Below are 20,113 nucleotides of genomic sequence, written 5' to 3' on the forward strand. Positions count from 1 at the left end.
GCCACAATATCCAGCATCTTGTTTGGAGTATTCGCCATGTGGCAAAGCTATCTCAACGGCATGCTGGTGGCCTTCGGCCTGATCATGGCCATCGGTGCACAAAACGCCTTCGTCCTCGCCCAGAGCCTGCGCCGCGAGCACCACTTGCCAGTGGCCGCGCTGTGCATCGTCTGTGACGCCATTCTGGTGGCAGCCGGGGTGTTTGGCCTGGCCACGGTGCTGGCGCACAACCCGACATTGCTTGCCATCGCCCGCTGGGGTGGCGCAGTGTTCCTCATCTGGTACGGCGCCAAGGCCCTGCGCAGTGCCTTTTCCAAACAGAGCCTGCAGCACCAGGAAGGCCAGGGCATGCGCTCGCGCCGGGCGGTATTGCTGAGCGCATTGGCGGTTACCCTGCTCAACCCGCACGTGTACCTCGACACCGTGCTGCTGATCGGCTCGCTCGGTGCCCAGCAGACTGTGCCTGGCGCCTATGTGGCGGGCGCCGCCAGTGCCTCGCTGCTGTGGTTCTCGACCCTGGCGATCGGTGCCGCGTGGCTGGCACCGTGGCTGGCTCGCCCGGCCACCTGGCGGATGCTCGACCTGATGGTGGCGGTGATGATGTTCGCCGTGGCCGCGCAGCTGATCTTCAATTGAAGGCCGCCGGTCGGCGGCCGCCAACCGCTCTGGAACCTCTATTCCCTATCTTTGTTGCGTGGTTATGCGCCGGGCCCGGTGCTATGATCCAGCCCTTGCGTCGCAAAGAGTACAAACTCGCCGACGTACATCGGGCCGCCCGTGATCGGCCTTGCGCAAACCGCAAACAGACCTGAATCAGGAGATCCACCATGGCTTTTGAATTGCCGCCGCTGCCGTACGCCCACGATGCCCTGCAGCCGCACATCTCCAAGGAAACCCTGGAGTTTCACCACGACAAGCACCACAACACCTATGTCGTGAACCTGAACAACCTGGTCCCAGGCACCGAATTCGAAGGCAAGACCCTGGAAGAGATCGTCAAGAGCTCTTCGGGCGGTATCTTCAACAACGCCGCTCAAGTCTGGAACCACACCTTCTACTGGAACTGCCTGGCACCTAACGCCGGTGGCCAGCCGACCGGCGCCCTGGCTGATGCCATCAACGCCGCTTTCGGTTCCTTCGACAAGTTCAAGGAAGAGTTCTCCAAGACTTCGATCGGCACCTTCGGTTCCGGCTGGGGCTGGCTGGTGAAGAAAGCTGACGGTTCCCTGGCCCTGGCCAGCACCATCGGCGCCGGCTGCCCGCTGACCAGCGGCGACACCCCGCTGCTGACCTGCGACGTCTGGGAACACGCCTACTACATCGACTACCGCAACCTGCGTCCGAAGTACGTCGAGGCGTTCTGGAACCTGGTCAACTGGAAATTCGTTGCCGAGCAGTTCGAAGGCAAGACCTTCAAGGCCTGATTCATTCAGCCCTGAACGAAAAGCCCGGCCATGTGCCGGGCTTTTTCTTGCCTGACAGTTTTCCCGCAGGGTCTTGCTCAGCGCGTATAGCACGCTAACATCAACCGTCTGGAAGTTTGATACCGCGCACTCAAGTTGCAGGGTCGGGCAACCGATACACTACCCAAGGTCGGCCGATAGTGTATTGCCAACGTTAATGGCAAAATGATGTCATGCGCATGGATTAAGGAAACCCCATTGAAGCTGGAATTGCGGAACAGCTTGTCGGTCAAGTTGCTCAGGGTCGTGCTCCTTTCGGCGCTGGCGGTCGGCGTCGTCCTCAGTTGCGCGCAGATCGTCTACGACACCTACAAGACCCGCCAGGCCGTCAACAACGACGCCCAACGCATTCTCGACATGTTCCGCGACCCCTCCACCCAAGCGGTGTACAGCCTCGACCGGGAAATGGGCATGCAGGTGATGGAAGGCCTGTTCCAGGACGAGTCGGTGCGCATGGCCTCGATCGGCCACCCCAACGAAACCATGCTGGCGGAAAAGTCCCGCCCGTTGCAGGACATGTCGATGCGCTGGCTGACCGACCCGATCCTCGGCCAGGAACGCACCTACACCACCCAGCTGGTCGGCCGTGGCCCGTACAGCGAATACTACGGCGACTTGAGCATCACCCTCGATACGTCGTCCTATGGCGAAGATTTCCTGGTCAATGCGGTGATCATCTTCATTTCCGGGGTGCTGCGCGCCCTGGCCATGGGCCTGGTGCTGTACCTGGTCTACCACTGGCTGCTGACCAAACCGCTGTCGAAGATCATCGAGCACCTTACCCAGATCAACCCTGACCGCCCCAGCCAGCACCAGATCCCGCTGCTCAAGGGCCACGAGAAGAACGAGCTGGGCATCTGGGTCAACACCGCCAACCAGCTGCTGGCCTCGATCGAGCGCAACACCCACCTGCGCCACGAAGCCGAGAACAGTCTGCAGCGCATGGCCCAGTACGACTTCCTCACCGGCCTGCCCAACCGTCAGCAATTGCAGGAGCAGCTCGACAAGATCCTCGCCGACGCCGGCCGCCTGCAGCATCGCGTGGCCGTGCTGTGCGTGGGCCTGGACGACTTCAAAGGCATCAACGAGCAGTTCAGCTACCAGACCGGCGACCAGCTGCTGCTGGCCCTGGCCGACCGCCTGCGCGCGCACAGTGGCCGCCTCGGTGCCCTGGCGCGGCTGGGTGGCGACCAGTTCGCCCTGGTCCAGGCCAATATCGAGCAGCCTTACGAGGCGGCGGAACTGGCCCAGAGCATCCTCGACGACCTGGAACTGCCATTCGGCCTCGACCACCAGCAGATCCGCCTGCGCGCCACCATCGGCATCACCCTGTTCCCTGAGGACGGTGACAGCACCGAGAAGCTGCTGCAGAAAGCCGAGCAGACCATGACCCTGGCCAAGGCCCGCTCGCGCAACCGCTACCAGTTCTACATTGCCAGCGTCGACAGCGAAATGCGCCGCCGCCGCGAGCTGGAAAAGGACCTGCGCGAAGCACTGCCGCGCAATCAGCTGTACCTGGTCTATCAACCGCAGATCAGCTACCGCGACCACCGCGTGGTCGGCGTCGAGGCCTTGCTGCGCTGGCAGCACCCGGAGCTGGGCATGGTTCCGCCCGACCAGTTCATCCCGCTGGCCGAACAGAACGGCAGCATCATCAGCATCGGCGAGTGGGTACTCGACCAGGCCTGCCGGCAGTTGCGCGAATGGCACGACCTGGGCTTCAGCGAACTGCGCATGGCGGTCAACCTGTCCACCGTGCAACTGCACCACAACGAGCTGCCACGGGTGGTCAACAACCTGCTGCAGGCCTACCGCCTGCCGCCACGCAGCCTGGAGCTGGAGGTGACCGAAACCGGCCTGATGGAAGACATCAGCACCGCCGCCCAGCACCTGCTGAGCCTGCGCCGCTCCGGGGCGATGATCGCCATCGACGACTTCGGTACCGGCTACTCGTCGCTCAGCTACCTGAAGTCACTGCCGCTGGACAAGATCAAGATCGACAAGAGCTTCGTCCAGGACCTGCTCGACGACGATGACGACGCCACCATCGTTCGCGCCATCATCCAGCTGGGCAAGAGCCTGGGGATGCAGGTGATCGCCGAAGGCGTGGAAACCGCCGAGCAGGAAACCTACATCATCGCCCAGGGTTGCCATGAAGGTCAGGGCTACCACTACAGCAAGCCGCTGTCGGCCCGCGAACTGACCAATTTCCTCAAACAAGCCCAGCGCAATCAGGTCTCCGCGCTGTAACGCTTGCCCCCCGATTACCGGCCGTGACGCGCATTTACATGAATTGCGCGCCCACCCCTTTACAGCAAATGCAAATCTTTCGCATGATGTTGCCGTTTCGCGTGCCACGGCGCACGGCCTAACCCCTTGGTCCAACCACACGACGCAGGAAAACCAATAATGATTCGTATGCCTCTGGCCTCCGCCAGTCTGCTGGCCATCGCCATCGCTCTCGCCGGTTGTGGCGAAAGCAAGGATGACAAGGCCGCCGCTCCGCAAGCTCAGGCACCTGCTGCTGCCAGCACCACCGCTGCGGCGCCCGGGGCTGTCGACGAAGCGGCCGGCAAAGCCGTGGTCAAGCATTACGCCGAAATGGTCTATGCCGTGTACGGCGACGCGCTGAGCACCGCCAAGACCCTGCAGACCGCCGTCGACGCATTCCTTGCCAAGCCCAACGACGAAACCCTGAAGGCCGCCAAAGAGGCCTGGGCCGCCGCACGCGTTCCGTACCTGCAGAGCGAGGCGTTCCGCTTCGGCAACACCATCATCGACGACTGGGAAGGCCAGGTGAACTCCTGGCCGCTGGACGAAGGCCTGATCGACTACGTCGACAAGAGCTACGAGCACGCCCTGGGCAACCCGGCGGCCAGCGCCAACATCATCGCCAACACCGAGATCCAGGTCGGCGAAGAGAAGGTCGACGTCAAGGACATCACCCCTGAGAAGCTGGCCAGCCTGAACGAACTGGCAGGTTCCGAAGCCAACGTCGCTACCGGCTACCACGCCATCGAATTCCTGCTCTGGGGCCAGGACCTCAACGGCACCGGCCCAGGCGCAGGCAACCGCCCGGCGTCCGACTACCTGGAAGGCAAAGGCGCCACCGGCGGCCACAACGACCGTCGCCGTGCCTACCTGAAAGCGGTCACCGAGCTGCTGGTCAAGGACCTCGAAGTGATGGTCGGCAACTGGGCACCGAACGTCGCCGACAACTACCGCGCCACCCTGGAAGCCGAACCGGCTGCCGATGGCCTGCGCAAGATGCTGTTCGGCATGGGCAGCCTGTCGCTGGGCGAACTGGCCGGCGAGCGCATGAAGGTTTCGCTGGAAGCCAACTCGCCGGAAGACGAGCAGGACTGCTTCAGCGACAACACCCACTACTCGCACTTCTACGACGCCCTGGGCATCCGTAACGTCTACCTGGGTGAGTACACCCGCGTCGACGGCACCAAGATGACCGGCCCGAGCCTGTCGTCGCTGGTGGCCAAGGCTGACCCGGCTGCCGACACCACCCTCAAGGCCGACCTCGACGCCACCCAGGCGAAGATCCAGGTCATGGTCGACCACGCACTCAAGGGTGAGCACTACGACCAGCTGATCGCTGCCGACAACGCTGCCGGCAACCAGATCGTGCGCGACGCCATCGCCTCGCTGGTCAAGCAGACCGGCTCGATCGAGCAGGCTGCTGGCAAGCTGGGTATTGCCAACCTGAATCCGGACACCGCCGATCACGAATTCTGATTCGCGGCACGAGTGTCAAACAGAGGCGGCCTTCGGGTCGCCTTTTTTCTGTGCCGGCCCTTTCGCGGGACAAGCCCGCTCCCACAAGACCTCCACAGGCTCAGGCCTTGTGCGGTCCCTGTGGGAGCGGGCTTGCCCCGCGAAAGGGCCGGCACAGCACATGAAAATGCTGGCATTTCACATCCTTTTCACCCCCGTAATTGCAAATTGCTCTTATTCAAATTACGCCGGCCTGCTAAGCTTGCACGCCGGTTTTTCGTCCACGCCCAGGATTTTGCATGTCCTCGTCGCTGTCCCGACTCTTCCCTCTGCTGCTGGCCCTCGCCCTTGCCGCCTGTGACGACGCCCCGCGTTTCACCCAGGCCGAGCCCGGCGAAGCAATGTCTGGCGGCCAGGCAACGGTCCAGCGCGACGACCGCAAGGCATTCTCCCTGCCTTCGGCCAACCTCTCGGCCGAGCGTCGCCTGGACTTCGCCGTGGGCAACAGCTTCTTCCGCAGCCCTTGGGTGATCGCCCCCTCCACTACCACCGCGCGAGACGGCCTGGGCCCGTTGTTCAACACCACGGCCTGCCAGAACTGCCACGTGCGCGATGGCCGCGGGCACCCGCCGGAGCCGGGCGACAGCAATGCCGTGGGCATGCTGGTGCGCCTGTCGATCCCCGATCAGCCTTACCTGGCCAAGGAGATCGAGCGCCTGGGCGTGGTCCCCGAGCCCGTCTACGGCACGCAGTTGCAGGACATGGCCATTCCCGGCGTGGCACCAGAGGGCAAGGTGCGGGTGAACTACACCACCCAGACCGTCACCTTCAAGGACGGCCACCCGGTCGAGCTGCGCCGCCCGGCCCTGCAGATCACTCAGCTTGGCTACGGCCCCATGCATCCCGACACGCGCTTCTCGGCCCGCGTCGCCCCGCCGATGATCGGCCTGGGCCTGCTCGAAGCCATCCCCGAAGCCGACATCCTGGCCAACGAAGACCCGGACGACCGCAACCACGACGGTATCCGCGGCCGCGCCAACCGGGTCTGGGATGACGCACAGGGCAAGACCGTGATCGGCCGCTTCGGCTGGAAGGCCGGGCAGCCCAACGTCAACCAGCAGAACGTGCATGCCTTCAACGGTGACATGGGCCTGACCAGCACCTTGCAGCCAAAGGACGACTGCACCCCGGCCCAGGTCGACTGCCTGGCCGCGCCCAATGGCAACGGCGAAGGTGACGAGAAGGAAGTCAGCGACAACATCCTGCGCCTGGTCACCTTCTACACCCGCAACCTCGGCGTGCCTGCCCGTCGAGACGTCGGCGCACCGCAAGTGCTGGCCGGCAAGAACCTGTTCTTCCAGGCCGGCTGCCAGGCCTGCCACATCCCGCAGTTCACCACCGCTGCCAACACCGCCGAAGCGGAGCTGGCCAACCAGGTGATTCGCCCCTACAGCGACCTGCTGCTGCACGACATGGGCCCAGGCCTGGCCGACGAGCGCACCGAATTCGCCGCCAATGGCCAGGACTGGCGTACCCCGCCGCTGTGGGGCATCGGCCTGACCGAAACCGTCAGTGGCCACACCCAGTACCTGCATGACGGCCGCGCCCGCAACCTGCTCGAAGCCGTGCTCTGGCACGGCGGCGAAGCCCAGGCGGCGCGCGACCATGTGTTGACCTTCAATGCCGAGCAGCGCGCCGCGTTGCTGGCTTTCCTGAACTCACTTTAAAACGCGCAAGGAGCCGGGCATGTTCCGACCCAAACTGTTGTTCACCAGCCTCGCCGCACTCGCCCTGGGTGCCTGCTCGCCGCAGGACCCGCAGGCGGTGACTTCCGCCGCCATCGCCAAGCAGGTGATCCTGCCGACCTACAGCCGCTGGGTCGAAGCCGACCGCCAGCTGGCTGCCAGCGCCCTGGCCTACTGTGAAGGCAAGGAAAGCCTGGACACCGCACGTGCCGACTTCCTCAATGCGCAAAAAGCCTGGGCCGAACTGCAACCGCTGCTGGTCGGCCCGCTGGCCGAAGGCAACCGCGCCTGGCAGGTACAGTTCTGGCCTGACAAGAAGAACCTGGTCGGCCGCCAGGTCGAGCAGTTGGTCAACGGCGACAAGCCGGTCGATGCCGCCGCCCTGGGCAAGGCCAGCGTCGTGGTTCGCGGCCTGTCGGCTTACGAGTACATCCTCTTCGACAGCAAGCCGGACATCGCCACGGCCGAGCAGAAAGCCCGCTACTGCCCGCTGCTGGTCGCCATCGCCGATCACCAGAAGGTCCTCGCCGAAGACATCCTCAAGACCTGGAACAGCACCGACGGCATGCTGTCGCAGATGACCAAGTTCCCCAACCAGCGCTACGCCGACTCCCACGAGGCGATCGCCGACCTGCTGCGCTCCCAGGTCACCGCCCTGGACACCCTGAAGAAGAAACTGGGTGCGCCGATGGGCCGCCAGAGCAAGGGCATCCCGCAGCCGCTGCAAGCCGAAGCCTGGCGCAGCCATTCCTCGCTGAAGAGCCTGGAAGCCACCCTCAAGGCCGCCCAGGCCGTGTGGGTCGGGGTCGACAACCAGGGCCTGCGCAACCTGCTGCCCGGCGATCAGAAAGCCCTGGCGCAGAAGATCGACGACGCCTACGCTACGGCGCTCAAACTGCTGGCCGACAACCAGAAGACCCTCGGCGAGCTGCTGGCCGACGACGCCGGTCAACAGACCCTCAACCAGATCTACGATGCCCTCAACGCCGTCCACCGCCTGCACGAAGGCGACCTGGCCAAGGCGCTGAACATCCAGCTGGGCTTCAATGCCAACGACGGTGACTGATCATGCTGCGACGCCAGGCCCTCAAACTCGGTAGCGTATTGCTCAGCGCCCTGACCCTGGGCGGTTGGAGCCTGTTCCGCAACAAAGGCAGCGAACCCTTGCTGCTGTCGGCGCGGGACGATGGCGACGGCAAGCACTATGCGGTCGGGTTCCGCCTGGACGGCACCCAGGTGTTCAGCACCCAGGTTGCCCAGCGTTGCCATGCCATCATCAACCACCCCGAGCTGCCGATCGCCCTGTTCGTCGCCCGTCGCCCCGGTACCGAAAGCTACCTGGTCGACCTGCGCGACGGGCGCCTGCTGCAGACCGTCACCTCGCAGCCGAACCGGCACTTCTATGGCCATGCGGTGATCCACAAGGGTGGCGAATGGCTGTATGCCACCGAGAACGACACCACCGACCCAGGCCGTGGCGTGCTCGGCGTGTACCGCTTCGAGGGTGAGCGCCTGGTGCACACCGGCGAGATCCCGACCCACGGCATCGGCCCCCATGAAGTGGCCTGGCTGCCGGACGGCGAAACCCTGATCGTGGCCAACGGCGGTATCCGCACCGAGGCCGAGAGCCGGATCGAGATGAACCTCAACGCCATGGAGCCGAGCCTGGTGCTGATGCAGCGCGACGGCACTCTGCTGAGCAAAGAGACCCTGGCCCAGCAGATGAACAGCGTGCGCCACCTGGCGGTGGGCGACGATGGCACCATCGCCGCCTGCCAGCAGTTCATGGGCGCTGCCGACGAGACCGCCGAGCTGCTGGCGATCAAGCGCCCGGGCGAGCCGTTCAAGGCCTTCCCGGTACCAGAGCGCCAGCTGCAATCGATGGCCCAGTACACCGCCAGCGTCGCCATCCACAGCGACCTGCGCCTGGTGGCCCTGACTGCGCCGCGGGCCAACCGCCTGTTTGTCTGGGACCTGGACAGCGGTGCGGTGAAGCTCGATGCACCGATGCCCGACTGCGCCGGCGTCGGCGCGGTCAAGGATGGGTTTGTCGTTACCTCAGGGCAGGGTCGCTGCCGTTTCTACAACTGCCGCAAGGCCGAACTGATCGGGCAACCGATGGACCTGCCTTCCGGGTTCTGGGATAACCACCTGCATCTCGTCTAAGCCCTGCAGTCTTTGTAGGAGCGGCCTTGTGTCGCGAAAGGGCTGCAAAGCAGCCCCAGCAACATGTGCATCACTGCTGAAACCCTGGGGCCGCCTTGCGGCCCTTTCGCGACACAAGGCCGCTCCTACAGCCGCGAAGAGGCCGGTACAGGCAATCCCCTCCCCCTTCTGCAATACTTCCCCCATCCGCACGTGGGCAGGATCGCCCGTTGTCGTGTCAAAACGAATAACAACCACGCATCCAAGGAACCGGACCTATGCTACGCCGCCGCATGCTCATCATGTTGGCCGTCGTGCTGCTGATCGTGCTGGCCCTGGGGGGCTACAAGGGCTTCTCGATCTACCAGCAGATCCAGATGTTCTCCGCACCCAGGCCGCCCATCACCGTTGCGGCCGCCCCGGCCGAACAGCGCCAGTGGCAGGAGCGCCTGCCTGCCGTAGGCAGCCTCAAGGCCCTGCAAGGTGTCGAGCTGAGCCTGGAAGTGGAAGGCATCGTCAAGGCCTTGTACTTCGACTCCGGGCAGAAGGTCAAAGCCGGTCAACCGCTGCTACAGCTCAACGACGACCAGGAAACCGCCCTGCTCGGCACCGCCCAGGCCGACCTGGGGCTGGCCAAGGTCGACTTCGGCCGCGGCAGCCAGCTGGTCGGCGATGCCGCCATCTCCCGCGGCGAGTTCGATCGCCTGTCCTCCCAGTACCGGCGCAACCAGGCGGTGGTCGAACAGCTCAAGGCGCAGAAGATCAAGAAGAGCATCAACGCGCCGTTCAATGGCACCATCGGCATCCGCCAGGTGGACATCGGCCAGTACCTGGCCGCCGGCACGGTGATCGCCACCCTGCAGGACCTGTCCAGCCTGTATGTCGACTTCAACGTCCCGGAACAGGCGTTGCCGCACCTGAGCCTGGGCCAGCAGGTGCTGGTGCAAGTGGCGGCCTACCCCGGCCAGACCTTCCCGGCCAGCCTCAGCGCGATCAACCCCAAGGTCGATGAGAACACCCGCAACCTGCTGGTGCGCGCGACCCTGGCCAACCCGGACGACAAGCTGCTGCCCGGCATGTTCGCCAACCTGCTGATCCTGCTGCCCGACCCGCAGCCCCAGGTGGTGGTGCCGGAAAGCGCCATCACCTACACCCTCTACGGCAACTCGGTGTACGTCGCCACGCCGAAGAAGGACAAGGACGGCAACCCGGAAAACGACGACAAGGGCCAGCCACAACTCAGTGCCGAACAGCGCACCGTGCAGACCGGCGAACGCCGCGATGGCGTGGTGGTGGTCAGCAAGGGCCTCAAGGCCGGCGAGCAGGTAGTCACCGCCGGGCAGCTCAAGCTGACCCCAGGCGCGACCATTCGCATTGGCCAGGACAGCGCGCTCAAGCCCGAACAGGGCGCCCCGCGCACCGACTGAGCAGGAGGCAGGCATGGCGTTCACCGACCCGTTCATCCGCCGCCCGGTGCTGGCCAGCGTGGTCAGCCTGCTGATCCTGTTGCTCGGCTTCCAGGCCTGGAACAAGCTGCAGATCCGCCAGTACCCGAAAATGGAAAACGCCCTGATCACGGTAACCACCGCCTACCCCGGGGCCAACGCCGAGACCATCCAGGGCTACATCACCCAACCGCTGCAACAGAGCCTGGCGAGCGCCGAAGGCATCGACTACATGACCTCGGTCAGCCGCCAAAACTTTTCGGTGATTTCCATCTACGCGCGCATCGGCGCAGACAGCGACCGCCTGTTCACCGAACTGCTGGCCAAGGCCAACGAGGTGCGCAACCAGCTGCCGCAGAACGCCGAAGACCCGGTCCTGAGCAAGGAAGCCGCCGACGCCTCGGCACTGATGTACATCAGCTTCTACAGCAAGGAAATGAGCAACCCGCAGATCACCGACTACCTGTCGCGGGTGATCCAGCCCAAGCTGGCTACCCTGCCAGGCATGGCCGAGGCGGAAATCCTCGGCAACCAGGTGTTCGCCATGCGCATCTGGATCGATCCGGTGAAGCTGGCCGGCTTCGGCCTTGCCGCCACCGACGTGACCAATGCCGTGCGCCGCTACAACTTCCTCTCCGCCGCCGGTGAGGTGAAAGGCGAATACGTGGTCACCAGCATCAACGCCAGCACCGAGCTGAAATCCGCCGAAGCTTTCGCCGCGCTGCCGCTCAAGGTGTCCGGGGACAGCCGGGTGTTGCTGGGTGACGTGGCACGGGTGGAGATGGGCGCGGAAAACTACGACACGGTCAGCTCGTTCGATGGCACGCCGTCGGTCTACATCGGCATCAAGGCCACCCCGGCGGCCAACCCGCTGGACGTGATCAAGGAAGTGCGGCGCATCATGCCCGAGCTGGAAAGCCAGCTGCCGTCGGCGCTGAAGGTATCGATCGCCTATGACGCCACGCTGTTCATCCAGGCCTCCATCGACGAAGTGATCAAGACCCTCGGCGAAGCGGTGCTGATCGTCATCGTGGTGGTGTTCCTGTTCCTCGGCGCCCTGCGTTCGGTGCTGATCCCGGTGGTGACCATTCCGCTGTCGATGATCGGCGTGCTGTTCTTCATGCAGATGATGGGCTACTCGCTGAACCTGCTGACGCTGCTGGCCATGGTGCTGGCCATCGGCCTGGTGGTGGACGATGCCATCGTGGTGGTGGAGAACATCCACCGGCACATGGAGGAAGGCAAGTCACCTTTCGATGCCGCCCTGGAAGGCGCACGGGAAATCGCCATGCCGGTGGTGTCGATGACCATCACCCTGGCGGCAGTGTACGCGCCCATCGGCTTCCTTACCGGGCTCACCGGTGCGCTGTTCAAGGAGTTCGCCCTGACCCTGGCTGGCGCGGTGGTGATCTCTGGCATCGTCGCCCTGACCCTGTCGCCGATGATGTGCGCCCTGCTGCTGCGCCAGGAGCAGAACCCCAGCGGCCTGGCCCATAGGCTCGACGTGCTGTTCGAAGGCCTCAAGGTGCGTTACCAGCGCCTGCTGCACGCCACCCTCGACAGCCGCCCGGTGGTGCTGGTGTTCGCCGTGATCATCCTGTGCCTGATCCCGGTGCTGCTCAAGTTCACCCAGAACGAGCTGGCGCCCAACGAGGACCAGGGCGTGATCTTCATGATGAGCAGCTCGCCACAGCCGGCCAACCTCGACTACCTGAACGCCTACACCGACCAGTTCACGCCCCTGTTCAAGAGTTTCCCCGAGTACTACTCGTCGTTCCAGATCAACGGCTTCAACGGCGTGCAGAGCGGCATCGGTGGCTTCCTGCTCAAGCCCTGGAATGAACGCCAGCGCACGCAGATGGAGCTGCTGCCGCTGGTGCAGGCCAAGCTGGAGCAGATCGGCGGGCTGCAGATCTTCGGTTTCAACCTGCCGTCGCTGCCGGGTACCGGCGAGGGTTTGCCGTTCCAGTTCGTGATCAACACCGCCGGTGACTACCCAGCCCTGCTGGAGGTCGCCCAGCGGGTCAAGCAACGGGCGCAGGAATCGGGCAAGTTCGCCTTCCTCGACATCGACCTGGCCTTCGACAAGCCTGAAGTGGTGGTCGACATCGACCGGGCCAAGGCGGCGCAAATGGGCGTGTCCATGGATACGCTGGGCAGCACCCTGGCTACCCTGTTGGGCGAGGCGGAAATCAACCGTTTCACCCTCGAAGGCCGCAGCTACAAGGTGATTGCCCAGGTCGAGCGGCCCTATCGGGACAACGCTGGCTGGCTGAACAACTACTACGTGAAGAACGAGCAAGGGCAGCTGCTGCCCTTGTCGACACTGATCACCCTCAGTGACCGCGCCCGCCCCCGCCAGCTCAACCAGTTCCAGCAGTTGAACTCGGCGATCATCCAGGGCGTGCCGATGGTCAGCATTGGCGAGGCGTTGCAGACGGTGCGTGACATCGCCCGGGAAGAGGCACCGGAGGGTTTTGCCTTCGACTATGCCGGGACGGCGCGGCAGTACGTGCAGGAAGGCAGCGCTCTGTGGGTGACCTTCGGCCTGGCGCTGGCGATCATCTTCCTGGTGCTGGCCGCGCAATTCGAGAGCTTCCGCGACCCGTTGGTGATCCTGGTGACCGTGCCGTTGTCGATCTGTGGCGCGCTGCTACCGCTGTTCCTGGGCATTTCCAGCATGAACATCTATACCCAGGTGGGGCTGGTGACGCTGATCGGGCTGATCAGCAAGCACGGCATCCTGATCGTCGAGTTCGCCAACCAGTTGCGTGAGGAAAAAGGTCTGAACGTTCGCCAGGCCATCGAGGAAGCGGCCGCCATTCGCCTGCGGCCGGTGCTGATGACCACGGCGGCGATGGTGTTCGGCATGGTGCCGCTGATCCTGGCCACCGGCGCCGGCGCGGTGAGCCGGTTCGATATCGGCACGGTGATTGCCACCGGGATGTCGATCGGGACCTTGTTTACCCTGTTCGTGCTGCCTTGTATCTACACCTTGCTGGCGCACAAGTCTGAATCCAAACAGCCGATACATGCATGACTGCGATCTTTGTGGGAGCGGCCTTGTGTCGCGAAAGGGCTGCAAAGCAGCCCCAGAAATGTCTGTGTCACGCATGAATCCGTGGGGCTGCTTTGCAGCCCTTTCGCGACACAAGGCCGCTCCCACAAGAGCCCGCGTTGCTTTGAGGATAAAAACAAAGGCCTCGCGATTGCGAGGCCTTCATCTTGCTCGAGCCATATCAGCCAAACGGCCTTAGCCCCTGGCGCATGCCGAAGAGGAACAACAGCAAATCCTGGTCCGGTTCAGCCTTGCTCTGCAGTGCCTTGACTTCATGCGGCACTGCACACTGGCCGGCCTTGCTGAATACCACAGGCCGCGGCTCTTCCCAGGCAGCGATCGCCGCCGTGGTCACCGCCAAGCCAGCCACCAGGAACAAAGCTCGAGCTATTTCTAGTTTCATGACTCTAACCCTTTGACAGCGCTGCCAAACGCCATCTGGTAAAAATAGAGCAGCGTTTGCCATTCCGTGTCATTTAGCGACGAGTGGCGGCGCAGCTGGCGCAGGTCGTTACCCGCAGCCCGCTGACAGCTGATGCGTCGTCGGCACTTTTCCAGGTCCAGGAGTGCAACTTCGACGCGGGCCTGCTCACCCTCGCCGATGACCTTGATGAAGACGTGCTTGCCGTACAGGCAACCATGCTGCCAGTGGCCCAGGTGCATGCGCGCCAGGTTGTCGGCCAGGTCCTTGAGCATGCGTTCATGCACAACTTGAGGATAGCGCTCGCGTGCGCCTTCGGCGTGCCAGGTGTCGAGTTCGACAAAACCATCCAGCGCCTCGCTGACCAGCAGCGCGCGCCATTGATGCTCGGGATCACGCTCGGCACCACAGAACACGATGCGTGGTACGCGCACGCCCAGTTGTTCGAAACTGTTGAGTGCATCGAGCTCGCGCAACACCGTCGGCCTGCCGAATGGGTGCAACAGGCTACGATAGATATGGCCGACCTGACGCTTGGCGTACAGCACCTTGCCGTTGCCATCGCTCAGCCGTTGTACGCCACTTTCACCACCGCGCCGCTGGTTGGGTTCCTCGACCCATTCGCCCTGCTGGCGCCAGTAATAATCGAACCGCGACTCCCCATTTTGGGCTACAGCCATCAAACACTACCCCTTACGCAATACATATACCCGCCACATGGCATAGAACGGCAGGAAGTCGAGGTGTTCCTGGATTCTGAAGCCGGCGGCCTTGAATTCTGCTTCGACCGTTTCTGCCGGTAACACGAAACGGTTCTGATAGCTGCCCTGCTCGGCCTTGGCGCTACGCGCTTGCTCGAGCTTCTGACGGCGCCAGGCCTTGAAGTTACCGTCCACCCACAATGACAGGATTACGCTGTCACGGCTAACCCTTTGAAACTCGTCAAGAATGGTCTTGCGGTGCGCCGCTTCGCCAATGTGGTGGAACAACCGCATGCAGAAAATGCTGTCGACCGAATTATCTGGCAAATCGATCGCGAATGCCGAAGTCTGCAAAGGCCGTACCCGCGCCACCACTTCTGGCGGTTGTGCGGCACAGGCGGTCTGGATCATCGCCTCGGAGTTATCGGCACCGATGATCACCCGGTTCGGTTTTTCTGCCAGCAGCGGCCAGAAACGGCCCGCGCCACAGGGCAAGTCGAGCACCAGGCCCGGCTCTCCTGCCAGCGTCAGCGCTCGACGGGCCAGCTGCTCGTCACGCTTGTGGGACAAGCGTCGAGCCAGTCCATCCTGGTGCTTGAGGAAGTACTCCTTGGCATGTTGCTGGTCGTACTTCTCGGAAAATTCGAGTTTGATCGGGCTGCGCATCGAGTGGCTCCTGTCTCCAATGCGCATACCTTAGGTATCAAGTCGTGGGAAACAGGTCATGCCAATGTGAAAATAGTGTCATCAAACGGCAGGAATGTTTCATCTTATTACTGAGTGGGATCGGTCGTTTCCGCGCTCTGGCTCAGGTCCACCTGGAAGCGGCATCCATGTGGCGCCGTCGAGGTCAACGTCACCCGCCAGCCCTGGTCATCGCAGATCCGCTGCACCAGCGACAGCCCAAGCCCGAGGCCTTCGCCACGCCGCTCCTCGCCGCGCACGAAAGGCTGGAACATGGCCTCGCGCTTCTCTTCCGGAATACCCACGCCACTGTCCTCGACACTGAAGCCGTTGAGCTCCAGGCTCAGGCGGATGTAACCACTGTCGGTGTAATGCGCGGCGTTGCGCAGCAGGTTGCCCATCACTGAATGCAGGAAGGTAGCGTTGTACAGCAATGGGCCTGCACTGACCTGGCCATCGAAATAGAGCGCCAGGCCCTTCTGCTCGATGGTATCGCGCCACACCCCGACCAGGTCGTCGGCGACTTCGCGCAAGGTGGCCTGGGACGCCACGGCCCCCTGGTCACGCTGGGCACGCGCCAGCATCAGGAAGGTCTTGACCAGCTCGCGCATCTCTTCCGTGGCACGGGCGACGCGCTCTACCTGACTGCGCGAGCGGGTATCCAGATTGGGGTTTTCCATCAGCAGTTCGCACGAAGTGGCCAGCACCATCAGCGGCGTGCGCAGCTCATGGCTGACATCGCTGGTGAACAAGCGCTCGCGGGTCAGTGCGTCGCGCAGCCGGCCCAGGGTATCGTCGAACGCCACCGCCAACTGGCCGACTTCGTCGGCTGCGTAATCCGGTGCCAATGGCGGCGCCAGGCCAAGCAACTGGTCACGATGGCGAACCTGTCGCGCCAGGCGGATGACCGGTGCCATCACCCTGCGCGCCAGCAGCCAGCCAAGCACCACTGCCAGCACCAGGCTGAGCACGAAGCCCACCACCACGACAGCGAACAGCACGCGCTCGCGCTCTTCGAAATCGCTCTGGTCCTGCAGCAGCACATAGCGGCGACCATCGACGATTTCGACCATCGCGTGGTAGGACAACTGGTCGCGAAATACCTCATGGAAGCCCACATCGAGGTGGCGCAAGTCCTTGGGCAGCTCGAAATCATCGCGCCCGCCACTGAAGTAGAACAGCTGATCAGGCCGTGGCCGGTGGCTCCAGTCACTGACGCTGTCCATGCGCAGCAGGCGCTGCAGGTCGCCGCCGAGCACCGATGAGATCAGGCGCTCCTCGACCAGGTGCACGGTGGCGACGATACCGAAGGCGAAGGCGCCGGCCACCAGCGCGCTCATCAACGCAAAGGCGATGATGATGCGCTGGGCAAGGCTTTGCTTAAACTCCATCGCGGCCCTCGGCGAGGCGATAGCCGACGCCATGGACGGTATGCAGCAGCGGTTTTTCAAACGGTTTGTCGATCACCTGGCGCAGCTGGTGCACATGGCTGCGCAGGCTGTCGCTATCCGGGCAGTCATCGCCCCACAGGGCTTCTTCCAGCACTTCGCGGCGCAGCACGTGCGGGCTCTTCTGCATCAGTACCGCGAGCAGTTTGAGGCCGACCGGGTTGAGCTTGAGCAGGCGGCCCTGACGGGTCACTTCAAGGGTATCGAGGTCGTAGCTCAAGTCTGCGACCTGCAGGGTACGACGCCCGCCGCCCTGGGCACGGCGCAGCACGGCTTCGATGCGCGCGGCCAGCTCGGACAGGGCAAAGGGTTTGAGCAGGTAATCATCGGCACCGGAGCGGAAGCCCTGCAGGCGATCGTCCAGCTGGTCGCGGGCCGTGAGCATGATCACCGGGGTATCACGGCGGGCATCCTCGCGCAGGCGCTTGCACAGGGTATAGCCATCGATACCGGGCAGCATGATGTCGAGCACGATCAGGTCGTAGTGCTCGGTGGCGGCCAAGTGCAGGCCTGAGAGGCCGTCCTGGGCACAGTCGACGGTGTAGCCTTTCATGCCCAGGTAATCGGCAAGGTTGGCAAGGATATCGCGGTTGTCTTCAACCAAAAGAATACGCATCGGGTTCTCCTGTGCGGCGCTTCGCTAGGGTGCGCGGCAGGCGCAGCTTAAGGCCATCGCCGGTACTGTGCCAGCCCCAGGGCAAATTCAGCGAACTTGACAGTTTTTTCACTGATCCTTCACGGACAGAGAATAGCGGGCGCATGACAATGCCCGGTCTTTTTACCCCCTGGAGTCGTCATGCAACACCGCACTCGTCCGCGTCCGATCAATCTCTGGCTGTACCTGGGCATACCTCTGGCTGTCGCCGCGGCCTTGCTCCTGCTGGAACTGACCTCGCTCGACATGGACGTCGCCAACCTGTTCTTCGACCCTGCCGCCGGGCAGTTCATCGGCCGTCACAGTTACCTGCTGGAAACCGTCATGCATGACCGGGTCAAGCAAGGCGTGATCCTGCTCGGCCTGATCTCGCTGGGCGCGTTCGCTTCGAGCTTCTTCTGGAAGCGCCTGTTCAGCTGGCGCCGCGAGCTGGGTTGCCTGGTGTTGGCGCTGGGGCTGTCGACGGCCTTCGTCACGCCGCTGAAGAAGGTGACCCAGGTGCAATGCCCATGGAGCCTGACCCAGTTCGGCGGCAAGGAAACCTACAGCAAGCTGCTGGAACACCGGCCGGCGACCGACAAGCCAGGCCTGTGCTGGCCGGGTGGGCATGCAGCCACCGGTTTCTGCCTGTTCGGCCTGTTCTTCATGCTGCGTGACCGCAAGCCGAAGCTGGCGCGGGTGGCGTTTGCGGTGGCTCTGGTCGCTGGCTCGGCGCTGGGGTTGGGGCGGATGCTGCAGGGCGCGCACTTCCTGTCGCATAACGTGTGGACTGCGGTGTTCTGCTGGTTGATCGGATTGGGCTCGTATTACCTGGTGCTGTATCGCAAGGGCATGGCCGAGGCGCCAGCCATGGAGCATCGCGTCGCTTGATAGAGGGCCGCACTGCGGCCCATCGCCGGCACAGGAAAACGAAAAAGCCCCGCACTAGGCGGGGCTTTTTCTTGGCGCAGGGGGTAAGGCTGGCTTACATCATGCCGCCCATGCCACCCATGCCGCCCATGTCAGGCATGCCAGCAGCTGGCTTGTCTTCCGGCAGGTCGGCAACCATGGCTTCGGTGGTGATCATCAGACCGCCAATCGAAGCTGCGGCTTGCAGAGCCGAACGGGTGACCTTGGCTGGGTCGAGGATACCCATCTCGATCATGTCGCCGTATTCGCCGGTAGCAGCGTTGTAGCCGTAGTTGCCCGAACCTTGCTTGACCTTGTCAGCAACAACGCTTGGCTCGTCGCCGGCGTTGGCAGTGATCTGGCGCAGCGGAGCTTCTACAGCGCGACGCAGCAGGGCGATACCGACGTTCTGGTCTTCGTTGTCGCCTTTGAGGTCCTTGATGGCAGCCAGGGCACGAACCAGGGCAACACCACCGCCAGGCACCACGCCTTCTTCGACGGCAGCACGGGTAGCGTGCAGGGCGTCTTCAACGCGGGCTTTCTTCTCTTTCATTTCAACTTCGGTGCCAGCACCGACCTTGATCACGGCAACACCGCCAGCCAGCTTGGCCAGACGCTCTTGCAGCTTCTCGCGGTCGTAGTCCGAAGAGGTTTCTTCGATCTGGGCACGGATCTGCTTGACGCGTGCTTCGATGTCGGCGTCAACGCCAGCACCGTCGATGATGGTGGTGTTTTCCTTGGACAGGATGACGCGCTTGGCGTTACCCAGGTGCTCCAGGGTGGTGGTTTCCAGGGTCAGGCCGATTTCTTCGGAGATGACCTGGCCGCCGGTCAGGACAGCGATGTCCTGCAGCATGGCTTTGCGGCGGTCGCCGAAGCCTGGTGCCTTGACTGCAGCAACCTTGACGATGCCGCGCATGTTGTTGACCACCAGGGTAGCCAGGGCTTCGCCTTCGACGTCTTCGGCAACGATCAGCAGTGGACGGCCGGCCTTGGCAACGGCTTCCAGAACTGGCAGCAGCTCACGGATGTTGGAGATCTTTTTGTCGACCAGCAGCAGCAGCGGGCCTTCCAGCTCGGCAACCATGGTGTCCGGCTTGTTGACGAAGTACGGCGACAGGTAGCCGCGGTCGAACTGCATGCCTTCTACGACGGACAGTTCGTTTTCCAGGCCCGAGCCTTCTTCAACGGTGATCACGCCTTCTTTACCGACTTTTTCCATGGCTTCGGCGATGATTTCACCGATGGAGTTGTCGGAGTTGGCGGAGATGGTGCCTACCTGGGCGATGGCCTTGGAGTCGGCGCATGGCTTGGACAGGTTCTTCAGCTCGGCGACAACGGCGGCGGTGGCCTTGTCGATACCGCGCTTCAGGTCCATCGGGTTCATGCCGGCAGCGACGGCTTTCAGGCCTTCGTTGACGATGGCCTGAGCCAGAACGGTAGCGGTGGTGGTGCCGTCACCGGCAGCGTCGTTGGCCTTGGAAGCGACTTCCTTGACCAGCTGGGCGCCCATGTTCTCGAAGGCGTCTTTCAGCTCGATTTCTTTGGCGACGGAAACGCCGTCCTTGGTGATGGTCGGAGCGCCGAAGCTCTTGGCCAGCACTACGTTACGGCCTTTCGGGCCGAGGGTCGCTTTTACCGCGTCAGCCAGAACGTTGACACCAACCAGCATTTTCTTACGAGCGGAATCGCCGAATTTTACGTCTTTAGCAGCCATGATCGTTTAATCCTTGG

General features: G+C 63.3%; 16 protein-coding genes. 10 read left to right on the forward strand and 6 right to left on the reverse strand.

All coding sequences use genetic code 11. The features are described 5' to 3' along the window. Positions 1-36: 36 nt before the first annotated feature. From N430_RS09195 to N430_RS09240, 9 genes are all read left to right on the forward strand, one after another. Positions 37-636 (forward strand): LysE/ArgO family amino acid transporter, encoded by a 600-nt coding sequence (locus N430_RS09195; protein ID WP_110635890.1) that lies wholly within the window; start codon positions 37-39, stop codon positions 634-636. Between the two features lie 191 nt (positions 637-827). After that, positions 828-1,424: a superoxide dismutase gene (locus N430_RS09200; protein ID WP_103449282.1), complete on the forward strand. Its 597-nt coding sequence runs from the start codon at positions 828-830 to the stop codon at positions 1,422-1,424. A 237-nt stretch (positions 1,425-1,661) separates the two neighbouring features. After that, on the forward strand, positions 1,662-3,713 hold the full coding sequence (locus N430_RS09205; protein ID WP_110635887.1) for a bifunctional diguanylate cyclase/phosphodiesterase: 2,052 nt from the start codon (positions 1,662-1,664) through the stop codon (positions 3,711-3,713). Between the two features lie 159 nt (positions 3,714-3,872). Further along, the gene (locus N430_RS09210; RefSeq protein WP_110635884.1) at positions 3,873-5,210 is read left to right on the forward strand and encodes an imelysin family protein; all 1,338 of its coding nucleotides are present in this window, start codon (positions 3,873-3,875) and stop codon (positions 5,208-5,210) included. A gap of 278 nt (positions 5,211-5,488) precedes the next feature. Next, on the forward strand, positions 5,489-6,916 hold the full coding sequence (locus N430_RS09215; RefSeq protein ID WP_110635882.1) for a di-heme oxidoredictase family protein: 1,428 nt from the start codon (positions 5,489-5,491) through the stop codon (positions 6,914-6,916). A 19-nt stretch (positions 6,917-6,935) separates the two neighbouring features. Next, positions 6,936-8,000, forward strand: a complete 1,065-nt coding sequence (locus N430_RS09220) for an imelysin family protein (protein WP_110635879.1) — start codon at positions 6,936-6,938, stop codon at positions 7,998-8,000. Between the two features lie 2 nt (positions 8,001-8,002). Then, on the forward strand, positions 8,003-9,100 hold the full coding sequence (locus N430_RS09225) for a DUF1513 domain-containing protein (protein ID WP_110635876.1): 1,098 nt from the start codon (positions 8,003-8,005) through the stop codon (positions 9,098-9,100). A gap of 257 nt (positions 9,101-9,357) precedes the next feature. Beyond that, positions 9,358-10,506 (forward strand): efflux RND transporter periplasmic adaptor subunit, encoded by a 1,149-nt coding sequence (locus N430_RS09235; RefSeq protein ID WP_110635870.1) that lies wholly within the window; start codon positions 9,358-9,360, stop codon positions 10,504-10,506. 13 nt (positions 10,507-10,519) lie between these two features. Then, entirely contained in the window at positions 10,520-13,564 is a 3,045-nt protein-coding gene (locus N430_RS09240) for a multidrug efflux RND transporter permease subunit (RefSeq protein WP_110635867.1), read from the forward strand. Positions 13,565-13,763: 199 nt separating this feature from the next. Here the strand turns inward: N430_RS09240 and N430_RS09250 are convergent, their stop codons facing one another. The 5 genes from N430_RS09250 to colR all read right to left on the reverse strand — a co-directional run bounded on the left by N430_RS09250 (position 13,764) and on the right by colR (position 17,452). Beyond that, a complete protein-coding gene (locus N430_RS09250) occupies positions 13,764-13,985 on the reverse strand; it encodes a hypothetical protein (RefSeq protein ID WP_110635862.1) in 222 nt (73 codons plus the stop codon). After that, on the reverse strand, positions 13,982-14,683 hold the full coding sequence (locus tag N430_RS09255; protein ID WP_110635859.1) for a lipopolysaccharide kinase InaA family protein: 702 nt from the start codon (positions 14,681-14,683) through the stop codon (positions 13,982-13,984). Before N430_RS09255 ends, N430_RS09250 begins: the two co-directional genes overlap by 4 nt. A gap of 6 nt (positions 14,684-14,689) precedes the next feature. Beyond that, positions 14,690-15,370 (reverse strand): class I SAM-dependent methyltransferase, encoded by a 681-nt coding sequence (locus N430_RS09260; protein WP_110635856.1) that lies wholly within the window; start codon positions 15,368-15,370, stop codon positions 14,690-14,692. A gap of 107 nt (positions 15,371-15,477) precedes the next feature. Next, complete coding sequence (locus N430_RS09265) at positions 15,478-16,779, reverse strand: HAMP domain-containing sensor histidine kinase (protein WP_110635853.1); 1,302 nt, start codon at positions 16,777-16,779, stop codon at positions 15,478-15,480. After that, positions 16,769-17,452 (reverse strand): two-component system response regulator ColR, encoded by a 684-nt coding sequence (colR, locus tag N430_RS09270; RefSeq protein ID WP_003255215.1) that lies wholly within the window; start codon positions 17,450-17,452, stop codon positions 16,769-16,771. The genes N430_RS09265 and colR overlap by 11 nt, the downstream gene beginning before the upstream one ends. Positions 17,453-17,632: 180 nt before the next feature. Between colR and N430_RS09275 the strand changes: the two genes are divergently transcribed. Further along, positions 17,633-18,361, forward strand: coding sequence for a phosphatase PAP2 family protein (locus tag N430_RS09275; protein ID WP_110635850.1), 729 nt, complete (start codon positions 17,633-17,635; stop codon positions 18,359-18,361). 94 nt (positions 18,362-18,455) lie between these two features. Here the strand turns inward: N430_RS09275 and groL are convergent, their stop codons facing one another. Next, positions 18,456-20,096 (reverse strand): chaperonin GroEL, encoded by a 1,641-nt coding sequence (gene groL / locus N430_RS09280; protein ID WP_110635847.1) that lies wholly within the window; start codon positions 20,094-20,096, stop codon positions 18,456-18,458. Positions 20,097-20,113 lie beyond the last annotated feature (17 nt).

Origin of the sequence: Pseudomonas sp. CC120222-01a (assembly GCF_003097235.1) — a bacterium.
In the GTDB taxonomy this organism is placed as follows: domain Bacteria; phylum Pseudomonadota; class Gammaproteobacteria; order Pseudomonadales; family Pseudomonadaceae; genus Aquipseudomonas.